General features: G+C 59.3%; 9 protein-coding genes. 4 read left to right on the top strand and 5 right to left on the bottom strand.

The features are described 5' to 3' along the window. The first annotated feature begins 53 nt into the window (after positions 1–53). The 3 genes from ettA to metF all read left to right on the top strand — a co-directional run bounded on the left by ettA (position 54) and on the right by metF (position 3,823). On the top strand, positions 54–1,703 hold the full coding sequence (gene ettA, locus HGP12_RS25535) for an energy-dependent translational throttle protein EttA (protein ID WP_168842374.1): 1,650 nt from the start codon (positions 54–56) through the stop codon (positions 1,701–1,703). 190 nt (positions 1,704–1,893) lie between these two features. Beyond that, a complete protein-coding gene (locus HGP12_RS25540; protein WP_168842373.1) occupies positions 1,894–2,919 on the top strand; it encodes a metalloregulator ArsR/SmtB family transcription factor in 1,026 nt (341 codons plus the stop codon). Position 2,920: 1 nt separating this feature from the next. Next, entirely contained in the window at positions 2,921–3,823 is a 903-nt protein-coding gene (gene metF, locus HGP12_RS25545; RefSeq protein ID WP_168842372.1) for a methylenetetrahydrofolate reductase [NAD(P)H], read from the top strand. A 415-nt stretch (positions 3,824–4,238) separates the two neighbouring features. Here metF and HGP12_RS25550 read toward each other — a convergent pair whose 3' ends face one another. The 5 genes from HGP12_RS25550 to HGP12_RS25570 form a co-directional block, all read right to left on the bottom strand. Next, positions 4,239–5,165: a DMT family transporter gene (locus HGP12_RS25550; protein WP_168842371.1), complete on the bottom strand. Its 927-nt coding sequence runs from the start codon at positions 5,163–5,165 to the stop codon at positions 4,239–4,241. A gap of 162 nt (positions 5,166–5,327) precedes the next feature. Then, positions 5,328–6,572, bottom strand: coding sequence for a lytic murein transglycosylase (locus tag HGP12_RS25555; protein WP_168842370.1), 1,245 nt, complete (start codon positions 6,570–6,572; stop codon positions 5,328–5,330). Between the two features lie 80 nt (positions 6,573–6,652). Then, positions 6,653–7,444 (bottom strand): GH25 family lysozyme, encoded by a 792-nt coding sequence (locus tag HGP12_RS25560; RefSeq protein WP_168842369.1) that lies wholly within the window; start codon positions 7,442–7,444, stop codon positions 6,653–6,655. 213 nt (positions 7,445–7,657) lie between these two features. Next, entirely contained in the window at positions 7,658–8,332 is a 675-nt protein-coding gene (locus tag HGP12_RS25565; RefSeq protein WP_409526858.1) for a class I SAM-dependent methyltransferase, read from the bottom strand. Beyond that, complete coding sequence (locus HGP12_RS25570; protein ID WP_168842368.1) at positions 8,329–9,576, bottom strand: DUF3419 family protein; 1,248 nt, start codon at positions 9,574–9,576, stop codon at positions 8,329–8,331. The genes HGP12_RS25565 and HGP12_RS25570 overlap by 4 nt, the downstream gene beginning before the upstream one ends. A 191-nt stretch (positions 9,577–9,767) precedes the next feature. Here HGP12_RS25570 and HGP12_RS25575 point away from each other — a divergent pair, with 191 nt between their 5' ends. Next, entirely contained in the window at positions 9,768–11,156 is a 1,389-nt protein-coding gene (locus HGP12_RS25575) for a serine hydrolase (RefSeq protein ID WP_168842367.1), read from the top strand. Positions 11,157–11,314 lie beyond the last annotated feature (158 nt).

An 11,314-nucleotide genomic window follows, 5' to 3' on the forward strand; every position in this document is an offset into this window, starting at 1 on the left:
GCCTACATAGCGGCACAATTCGTACTGTTTCCGCCCGTGGAGTAACCCAAGCTATGGCACGTCAGTTCATTTATCATATGTCGGGTCTGAATAAGGCCTATGGCGCCAAGAAGATTCTCGAGAACATTCATCTCTCCTTCTACCCCGACGCCAAGATCGGTATTCTCGGCCCGAACGGTGCGGGTAAGTCGACGGTGCTGCGCATCATGGCCGGCCTCGACAAGGAATATACCGGCGAGGCATGGCTGGCCGAAGGCGCGACCATCGGCTATCTGCCGCAGGAGCCGCAGCTCGATCCGGCAAAGACGGCGCTTGAAAACGTCATGGAAGGCGTTGCCGCCAAGACGGACATCCTCAATCGCTACAACGAATTGATGATGAATTACTCCGACGAGACGGCGGACGAGGGCGCCAAGCTCCAGGACATCATCGACAGCCAGAACCTTTGGGACCTGGAAAGCCAGGTCGAAATGGCGATGGACGCGCTGCGCTGCCCTCCCGGTGACGCCGACGTCACCAACCTTTCCGGCGGCGAACGCCGCCGTCTGGCCTTGTGCAAGCTGCTGCTGTCCCAGCCGGACGTGCTGCTGCTCGACGAGCCGACCAACCATCTCGACGCCGAAACCATCGCCTGGCTTGAAAAGCACCTGCGCGCCTATCCGGGCGCCGTGCTGATGATTACCCACGACCGCTACTTCCTCGACAACGTCACGGGTTGGATTCTCGAACTCGATCGCGGTCGCGGCATCCCCTACGAAGGCAACTATTCCGCTTACCTGCAGGCCAAGGCAAAGCGCATGCAGCAGGAAAATCGCGAAGAAGCGAGCCGCCAGAAGGCGCTTGCGCGCGAGCAGGAGTGGATTGCTTCCAGCCCGAAGGCACGCCAAGCCAAGTCCAAGGCCCGTATCCGCGCCTATGACGAGCTGGTCGATGCGGCGGAAAACCAGCGTCCCGGCGACGCGCAGATCATCATTCCGGTCGGCGAGCGCCTCGGTCAGGTTGTCATCGAAATGGAAGGCATCAACAAAGGGTATGGCGACCGGATGCTGATCGAAGGCCTGTCGCTGAAGCTGCCGCCGGGCGGTATCGTCGGCGTCATCGGCCCGAACGGCGCGGGTAAGACGACGCTGTTCCGCATGATCACCGGTCAGGAAACGCCGGATAGCGGCTCCATCCGTATCGGTGAGACGGTTCACCTCGGTTATGTCGACCAGAGCCGCGATGCGCTCGATGGCAACAAGACCGTATGGGAAGAAATCTCCGGCGGTGCCGAAGTCATCAAGCTCGGCAAGTATGAAATGAATTCGAGAGCCTATTGCTCGACCTTCAATTTCAAGGGCGGCGATCAGCAACAGAAGGTCGGCAACCTCTCCGGCGGCCAGCGCAACCGCGTGCATCTCGCCAAGATGCTGAAGGCTGGCGGCAACGTGCTGCTCCTCGACGAACCGACCAACGACCTCGATACCGAAACGCTCGGCGCCCTCGAGATCGCTCTGGAAAACTTCGCGGGCTGCGCCGTTATCATCAGCCACGATCGCATGTTCCTCGATCGCCTCGCCACGCATATCCTCGCTTTCGAAGGCGACAGCCATGTCGAATGGTTCGAAGGCAACTTCGAGGATTACGAGCAGGACAAGATGCGCCGTCTTGGTGTTGACAGCATCAACCCGAGCCGTGTCACCTACAAGCGACTGACGCGATAAGTGCCTGTTTTCGCTCTTCGAAAACCCCGGCTTGACCGGGGTTTTTGTTTGTCCGGCGATGGCATTCAATATTCCATTCTCGGCAGAAATGAACAGATTTCCGACGTCCGGCGGCCTTAATGGCCAATTGGCTCTTGCAGAGCCCACTCAAATCACATAAAGATATCTTTATATCTTGATTGGGTGTCGAATGACGGATCTGGTGAAGCTCGGCTTGGATGAAGTTGTTGACGTGCTGAAGGCGGTCGGCGAACCGACGCGGCTGCGTCTCATGGCTCTGCTCGCAGCAAGCGATTTGACCGTCACCGATCTTACCGAAATTCTGGGCCAGTCGCAGCCGCGTATTTCCCGGCATTTGAAGCTGCTTGGCGAAGCCGGCCTGATCGATCGTTATCAGGAAGGTGCCTGGGCGTATTTTCGTTTGAAGCAGGAAGGCAAGGCGGTGACGCTGGCGCGAGCACTGCTGCGTCACACCGCCGAGAAGGATACCGTCCTGCTGCGCGACGGCGAACGCCTTGCTTCGGTGAAGCGTATCCGCTCCGAACGGGCGCAGGCTTATTTCAGCCGGAATGCCGCCGAGTGGGACGAACTGCGTCGCCTGCATGTCGCGGACGAGGATGTCGACAAGGCGCTGATCGAGCTGATCGGCCCGCAGCCGATCGATTCCTTTCTCGATCTCGGCACGGGTACGGGCCGGATGCTTCAGCTCCTGGCAGGCCACTATCGTCGCGCCGTCGGCATCGATGCCAGCCGTGACATGCTGGCGGTCGCCCGCGCCAATCTCGATCGCGCCAACATCACCGCCGCGTCGGTACGTCATGGCGACATTTTCAACCTGCCGCTCGAGCAGCAGGACTTCGACCTCATCACCATCCACCAGGTGCTGCATTTCCTCGATCAGCCGGAGATCGCCGTTGCCGAGGCCGCGCGAATGCTGCGGCCGGGCGGCCGGCTCGTCATCATCGATCTCGCGCCACACGGGCTTGAATATTTGCGCGACGAGCATGCGCATCTGCGTCTCGGCTTCTCGGATCAGGCTATGTCGGATTGGCTGAAGCTGGCCGGGCTGGATGTGGAGCGCGTGCAGCACCTCCATTCAGGGAGGGAAGGCGGTCAGGCGCTGACAGTCAGCATCTGGCTGGCGCGCGATCCGCGGCTGCTGATGGCAGCCGATCAAGGTCACCAGTCGTCCCCCATTCTTGCCGGGAGAGTTTGACATGTCTTCGAGATCCGAAAGTGTTAGTGACGGTATCCGCGTCTCCTTCGAATTCTTTCCGCCGAAGTCGGAAGAAGCCGAGCAGCAATTGTGGACCACCGTTGCAGACCTTAGCGATTGGGAGCCTGAGTTCGTTTCCGTGACTTACGGGGCAGGCGGCTCGACCAAGGCGCCGACGCTTTCCGCCGTGCGCAAGATGATCCATGAAACGCCGTTCACGACAGCATCGCACCTCACCTGTGTCGGTGCGACGCGCGAGGATACGCATCGTGTGATCGACGAGTTCCTAGCCGCGGGCGTTCGCCGTTTCGTCGCCCTGCGCGGCGATCCGCCCGGCGGTGTCGGCTCGGCCTATCAGCCGCATCCGGGCGGTTATGCCAATGCCGCCGAATTGGTGGGCGCCTTGCGCGAGCGCGGCGATTTCGATATTTCCGTATCCGCCTATCCGGAAAAGCACCCGGAAAGCCGCGATACATCAGCCGATATCGACATGCTGAAGCGCAAGGCCGAGAATGGCGCCGACCGGGCGCTGACCCAGTTCTTCTTCGATAACGACGCGTTCGAGCGCTATCATGATCGCGTTCGCGCGGCGGGCATCCGGATCCCCATCGTGCCCGGCATCATGCCGATCCAGAACCTCACCCAGCTCAAGCGCTTTGCTGGCGCGTGCGGCGCCAGCATCCCATCCTGGCTGGACGAGCGTTTCGACGGTCTGGACGAGAATGTCGAGGAACGCGCCAAGGTCGCCGCAGACGTCGCGGCCGAGCAGATTCAGGATCTGATAGGTCGCGGCATCCACGAGTTTCATCTTTACACGATGAATCGCTCCGCGCTCGTCTCGGCCGTCCTTGAACGGCTGGGCCTTCAGCGCAAGGTGGATGCGCGCGCCGGTGCCGCTGCCTGAGCATTCCGTGCCATTTGCCTATGAAAAAGCGCATGTCCATCTCGGACATGCGCTTTTCTAATGAAGCAGGGGTTTTGTTAGCTTTTCGGAGTTTGATCGTCTGCGAATTTCGCCAAAGCCATCAGATGAAAAGCATCGTCAAGACGAAAGCGAAGGCCGCACCGACCACTAGGACGTTGATGGATCGCGTCAATCCCATGTCTTCCTCCTCAGTCAGCCGTTAAATTTTATGTCGAAAATATGTCGTTTGGAAAGCGAATTCGATGCTGCGACGCGGCATGAGATTGGCGTTTTAATTCAGGTAACTCTGACAGAGATTTGATTTTACTATAAAAATTCCGGTCGTCTGCTGAGTGACGGGTTGTGAATAAGTATTAACATGCTGTGACCGCAGGCCGGTCGACGGTGCATTCGATCATGTTGCGCGCGTTCTTAGGCCGTGTTTCATCCATGCATAAAAGCGGCCGTCGAGGACGAGCAGGCCCGCGCCGATCAGCACCATGCCGGCGATCTCGGTAAAGCCAAGCCGCTCGTCCAGAAACAGGAAGCCAAGCAGAAGGGCGCTTGGCGGCACCAGCAGGGTCACAAGCGAGGCGTTCGTGGCGCCGGCAAGCGCCATGATGCGAAAGTATAGAATGTAGGCGAAAGCTGTCGATAGCAGCGCCAAGCCCAGAATAGCGGCTATCACCGTTGCCGGCGGTGCTGCGAGAGACCAGGGCTGGTCAACGATCACGGCGACCGGCAACATGATCAGCGAAGAGCCGGTCAATTGACCGGCCGCGACGACGGGTGGGGCGATGCCCTTGAAGCGTTTGGCGTAGATCGCGGCAAAACCATAGGAAATCGCGGCGAGGATTGGCAGCGATAACGCCCAGAAGGGAACCGAGCCGCCGGTGGTTACGCTTGGTCCGAGCAGCACAGCGGTCCCGATTAACCCCGTGAAACAGCCGATGAGCTTGGCCGGAGTAAGACGTTCGTCGGTGGTCAGCTGGTTGCCGATCAGGACGGTCCAGATCGGCGTGGTTGCGTTGAGGATGGAGGCAAGACCGGCGCCCATCTGTGTCTGACCGAAGAAGATCAGGGTATGCGGCACGGCGTTGTTGATGAGTCCCAGCAGGAGAAATTGTCGCCATTGCGTCCGCAACAGCTGATAAATGCCAAAGCGGCCGGCAAGATAGAGATGCAGTGCCAGCGCTGCCAATGACAGGCGTAGAAGAACGAGCGTAAAGGGCGGAACGTGATGGACCGCAATACGGGCAAAAAAGAACGACCCGCCCCAGATCAGCCCGAGCAATAGAAGCAGCCCCCAGGTCAAGGCACTCATCCGGTTGTCGTTACCCATCACCATCTCCCCCGTTTCGGTTCATGTAACCTGGGAGAGGGCCGGTGTTCCACCCGTTTTCCGTCGGAGTGTGCGGTGGCTGGCTCGTGAGCGGTTCGCTGAAATTCCGCGCAACAAAAAGGCGGCTTGTGGCCGCCTTTCCGATAGGGAGGCAAAAAGAACTCAGAGTGCGTTGAGCAGCGCCGTGGTTGCCCAGCCGTCCGCCGGTATGCCGAGGCGGAATTGTTCCTTCTGGATGGCGACGCGGGTGCCGGAGCCGAGAATACCGTCGATCTTGCCGACATCGTAGCCGCGTCCCACGAGCTTGGTTTGAAGCGCCTTCATATCGGTATCGTTCAGGCCCGCCTCGGGTGTGCCCTTGTTATAGGGCTGAGCGCCGGCAAACCGGGTGGCGAAATAGGCGGCTGATGTCGTGTAGATGAAGGACTGGTTCCAGCCGAGATAGGTGTTGTAATTCGGATAAGTCAGGAAGGCCGGGCCTTTGCGGCCCTGCGGCAGGATGAGGGCCGCCGGCAACGAACCGAAGCTTGTATCGCCGTCGCGGGGCTTGACGCCGAGCTGGAACCAGTCGCCAGCGGTCAGCGTGCCGCCGATGCCGGATTTTTCCCAGGGGAGATTATCCGGCACCGTTACTTCCTGCAGCCAGGGCTGGCCGCGCTGGAAGCCGAGGTGCTGAAGGAATCTTGCCGTGGTCAGGATGACGTCGGGCGCGCTGGTCTTCAAATTCACATGGCCGTCGCCGTCACCATCGGTGCCGTAGGCGATGATATCTGGGGGCAGCATCTGCGTCTGGCCGATTTCGCCGGCCCATGCACCCGTGGTCGTTTCCGGGTCGACGTCGCCACGCTGCACCAGCTCGATCAGCGCGATCAGGCGCGGACGGAAGAAGTCCGGCCTGCGGCAGTCGTGCGAGAGGGTGACCAGAGCGTTGCGGGTGTTGAAATTGCCCTGAACGGCGCCGAAATCCGTTTCCATGGCCCAGAAGGCGGTGATGACGCCGGGAGGAACGCCATAGTCCTTTTCGGCCTTGGCGAAGACGTCGGCATACTGCTTCATCTTCTGGCGACCGATATCGAGACGGCCCTGGCTGACGGTGCGTTGCGAGAATTCGAGGAAGGTCTGGCGGAAGACACCCTGGCTGCGGTCCATGGCGAGAACCTTCTGGTCGATCTGCGCGCCGGCCAGCGTTTTGTCGGCTGCGGTTGCATCCGCGCCATCAGCAATTGCCTCAGCTTTCACACCTGCCAAGAAGCTTGTGAGATCGCCACCGCAGGCGACCTTCGGAGCGTTGGCGCCATCCCCGCTCGGGGCTGCGGCGGGAGCCGCACTCTGAGCCATTGCCGTACCAGTCATGGCTGAAGCGAAGAGCAACGCAAGAGCGCTGCGCCGAATGGTGTGACGATCCATGAGCGATCCTTCCTAGGAGATAGAATAGGGTCGCTTTCACAGAAGATTGTGACATAAGCAAGAGTGAAGTGGAGTCGGCCTTAAGAATTTCCTTGCTTCTCTACTGCCGCCACCCAGTTTTGCCAGTTCTGCGTGGAGCCGCCGAACACATTGATATCGGTCGGACCTTTGATGCCGGGAATAACGCCCGTCGACGTATACTGCCAGAAGGCCCAGCTGCGATCGGCATAGGTCTCTTTCGGGTGCTTGGCGACCGAGCGGACCCAGAAGTGATAATCCTTGAAATAGCCGACAAGATTTTCGCGATGGAAATCGACTGACGTATAGATGATCGGGCGCTTGCCGTAGTAGGCTTCGAGGCGATCCATGAAACGCTTGATTTCCGTTCTCACCGTTTCAGGAGCCGGTCTGGTCTTGCAGGTCGGGGAGCCGGGGTTCCATTCGACGTCGACTACAGGCGGAAGCGCCATCGTATCCTTCGGCACATTGCGGATGAACCAATCGGCCTGTTCGTCGGCGGTGGAGCAGAAATAGAAGAAATGATAGGGCGCGTGCAGAAGCCCAGCGGCACTGGCTTCCTGCCAATATTCCGTAAAGCGCGGATCGATCCTGTCCTTGCCCTCCGTCGCCTTGATGAAGACGAAGGCAACACCCGACCCCTTCACGGTTTTCCAATCGATATCGCCCTGCCATTTGGAAACGTCGATGCCATGGATGGGGTGGCGCTGCGGATGGTCGCGGCCGAAATCCTGCGGCTTCGTATCGCTGAATCTGGTCTTGGGAAGGGCGGCTGTCGAGAGGGCGTCATAGCCCGTCGTGCAGCCATTCAAGAAAAGGGCGAGCGGCAGTAGACATGCCAGAAGCCGGCGCATGTGTAACCCGTTATGGCGCGAGTGATCTTGCTGCCCCAAGGCTTGGCTTCCGTACTATGGTCCCCGAGAATCCGAAAGAGCGGCAGACCATACCGTTGCCGGCTGGTCCTGCCACTTTATTCACCATATCAACGTAAAAAATGCGTTATCTTCAAGCAAATTCTTATGCTTGGTGCATTCCTTGACGGATTTTGCGCTGGAATCTGCCGCCACTCACGCGCCGGGCTTGCTTGCCACAGCGCGCCAGGCATAACCGCGGCCGATCCTTTCGGTCTTCACGGACATGCCGCGCGCCCGAGCCTTGTCTTCAAGCACCGTCAGGAGGTCGGCGCGCGGATCGACGTGGAACTTCTTCAACCAACCCTTCAGAAGCGCCCTGAACCAGCCCGGCAGTCCTTCCTGCTGGCCGAAATCGACGATGTGGAGCTCACCGCCAGGAGCGACGGCATCGAGCGAAGCATCGATTGCGCTTTTCCAGTCAGGAATCATCGACAGCGCATAGGAAATCATCACACGATCGAACCCGCCGACCCCGAAATCAGCGGGCGAAAAGGCCGTGGCATCGGCAACGCGAAAATCCGGCATCTGCTTCAGACCGCGGAAATTATTTCGCGCCGAAATCAGCATCTCCTGGGAGATGTCAAAGCCATAGAAGCGAGCGGAAGGGAAGCGGCGATAGGCCAGCAACATGTTGCGGCCGGTGCCGCAGCCCACCTCCAGGAAGGAACCGCCGGCAGGTACATTCAGATGCTCGATCGTGCGGTCGCGGCCGAACAGGTAATATTTGCGGGTCAGGTCATAGATGTGGCGCTGATAGCGGTACATGCCGTCCATCAGCTTGGCATGGTTGCTGTCGCTGGTTTCTATGCCCGTATCCGCCTGGCTCACGCTTTTTTCCCGTAAATGTGGAAGCCGCCGTAGATTGCCGAGCGATCGCGTGTATTGAGCTCCTGCGAACGCTCCTCGAAATAGACCCACTGGTCGCGGATCGCCGGAGAAAGACGACCTTCGATGATGCTCTTTTCAGCGGCGGTGCGGAAGATGACGCGGGCGCCTTCGCGCGCGGTGCGGGTAATCTCGGCCCAGAGATTGTTGAGCTGTTCGTCGGTCATCCAGTCCTGGGCATCAAGCAGGATGTAGCGATCGCGCGAGGCGGCCGGTTTGGAGGCCAGAAGCTCGATGAAATTGGCGTGATGCACATCAACGCGGTCGGCATTGGCGCGGATCGCGGCATAGTGTTCCGGCTTGAGATAGGTGGGCAAGGGACCCTGGTGCTGGGCTGCGTAGCGGCGCGCAAACGCCTGCCAGGCAAAATAGTTGTCGCGCATCGGGAAATGGCAGGCGAGCTTTTCAAGACGGTGCTTCAGCACGGCGGAAATGGAATCGTCGCCCGCAAGGCTTGCGAGTTCGTCATATTGCTGCGGCGGAATGCCGAGACCGAAGAGCGAGCTTTTGCGACCGAGCAGCCAGCGAACGGCTCGCTTGTCGAAGATTGGAGCGATCTCTTCCTCGAAGAACTGGCGCTGTTCGCGCATGGTGCGGGCTTGCGTCATCTTGGCGAGACGAACGCCATTCAGGCGCGCCAGCACATGGGCTGCGCCGATGAAGCGGCCGAGAAGACCGGTCTTGTAGATATTGCGGTTGAAGACCGTGATCCGGCGGCGGCCATAGAGATCGCGACCGTCCCAATAGTCGGCGGTTGCCGTGTCGAGGCGCGATGCGATGAACTGGTCGTAGGCTTGGCTGTTGGCGGCAACATCAGGCATGCCGAAGAAACGCACCAGATCCGCATGACCGGGCAGCAAGCGGAAGGCGGCGAGCTTCAGCTTGTTGAGTGCGATGTGATGGCGGTTCAGGTCCACGACATCGATCGAGGCGGGGTTTTGCGAGAGATAGGCGAGCATGTTGCAGCCGCCGGAACCGATGGTCACGATGCGGTGATGCGGCTGAAGCTCCATCGCCTCCATGTCGATATCCGGATCTTCCCATATTTGCGGATAGACGAGGCCGGAAAACAGCATTCCGAAGAGGCGCTCGGAGAGGCCGGCCTTGGATAGCGGCTTATGCTGGAGGAGAGCGTCCTTGAGTTTCCGGTTCTTTTGGAGACCGGCATCCGGGGCGAATTCCGTCATCTGAGTCTTGTCACCGATTTGTGAAGTTCAAGGCGTGTAACCCGGCAATGCTACAGTCTGATGACGCGGGCTGTTGGCAGATCCGGCGGAAAAGCACCCCTGCGGATATTTAAGGTTCCGCAGCCATCATAGGCCTTTCATATTGCTGCGTTTCCTGATTGTCTCCGCGTACTTTTTGGAGGGTATGTGACATGCGTTTGATATCGAGAGTGATCGGGGCTCTTATTGTTTTGCTGCTGATCATTGTCGCCGGCGGAGCCATCTGGCTTTCCCTTTACCCGCCGGAATTGCTCAGGGTTGGTGATGGCTATGCCGCAAAGATCGTTTGCTCGAATACGTTCGTGGCAAAGCGCGATCCGGACAAGGTGCTGGAAGAAGATGTGCAGGCCCCCGGCAATCCGGCGCTGAAGCTCATTCGGGTTTCCGTCGATCGTGACGAAGGCGTGGTGGCCGCCCGCTTCCTTGGTTTGTTCGCGCCGAACTATGCGCTTTATCGTGGCGCACTCGGCTGCACGTCGGTGCCCGATGGCGATTTGCAGGCGGCACGCAGCGCCGTCTTCCTGAACAAGATCAAGGCACCGAAGAGCGATGCGTTGTGGCCGGATGGAGATGCTGTCAACGTCGGCCAAGGCGAGCAGGGCGCGAAGCTTGCCGATATCGTCGCCAATCCGGATCTCGCCGGGCCGGCCGTGCGGGCGATCGTGGTCGTCAAAGAGGGGCATGTCGTCGCCGAGAGTTATGGCGACGGCTTCAACAAGGCGACACCTCTCATCGGCTGGTCCATGACGAAAACAGTCAATGCTGCCATCATCGGTCGCCTGATGCTGGCGGGACGCATGTCTTTCGACGATCAAAATCTGTTGCCGCAATGGAGCGTGGACGAGCGTAAGAACATCAAGCTCAGCGATCTCCTTGCCATGGAGAGCGGTCTCGTCTTCAACGAGTCCTATGGCAGCGTGTCCGACGTGACCCGCATGCTCTATCTCGATCCGGATACGACCAGCATCGCGGCCGGTGCGCGTCAGGTCGCAGCGCCCGGCGAGCGTTTCAGCTATTCGAGCGGCACGGCAACCCTTCTTTCCCGCCTCTGGATGAATCGGTTGCCCAATCTGAGTGCAGCCATCGCCTATCCGCGCGAAGCGCTTTTCGGCCCGCTCGGCATGTATAGCGCCGTTTTGGAGGCCGATGAGCGCGGGACCTTTGTCGGCAGTTCCTATCTTTACGCCAATGCTCGTGACTGGGCGCGTTTCGGCCAGTTCCTGCTTCAGGATGGTGTGTGGAATGGGCATCGGTTGCTGCCGGAAGGTTTCGTCGGCGCCATGCGCACGCCGACGAAGGCGTCGGAAGGAGTCTATTCTCAGGTTCAGGCCTGGCTTGCGGGTCCCGGCGGCTCGAATGCGCAATTCGGCCTGCCTGCAGATACGTTCTGGATGAGCGGTCACGACGGCCAGACGGTGGCCATTGTTCCCTCCGCCAATCTGGTTGTCGTGCGAATGGGATTGACGCCAGCCTGGGCGGACTACCGGCCGCAAATCCTGCTGAAACGGATCATGGATGTGATAAAGCCGGTCTCGAACTAAAGCAATTCCAGGAAAAATGCGTAGCGGTTTCCCGTCCGGAATTGCGAGAAAACAAAGAGATAGAGCGGTTCAGCTTATCACTGCCCACGGTACACGACATTAATGGTGAGAACGGAATGATGTGGTTGAATTGAAGATTCTTCGCCAAAAGGATCTTC

The organism is Rhizobium sp. P28RR-XV (assembly GCF_012641385.1).
Classification (GTDB): domain Bacteria; phylum Pseudomonadota; class Alphaproteobacteria; order Rhizobiales; family Rhizobiaceae; genus Rhizobium.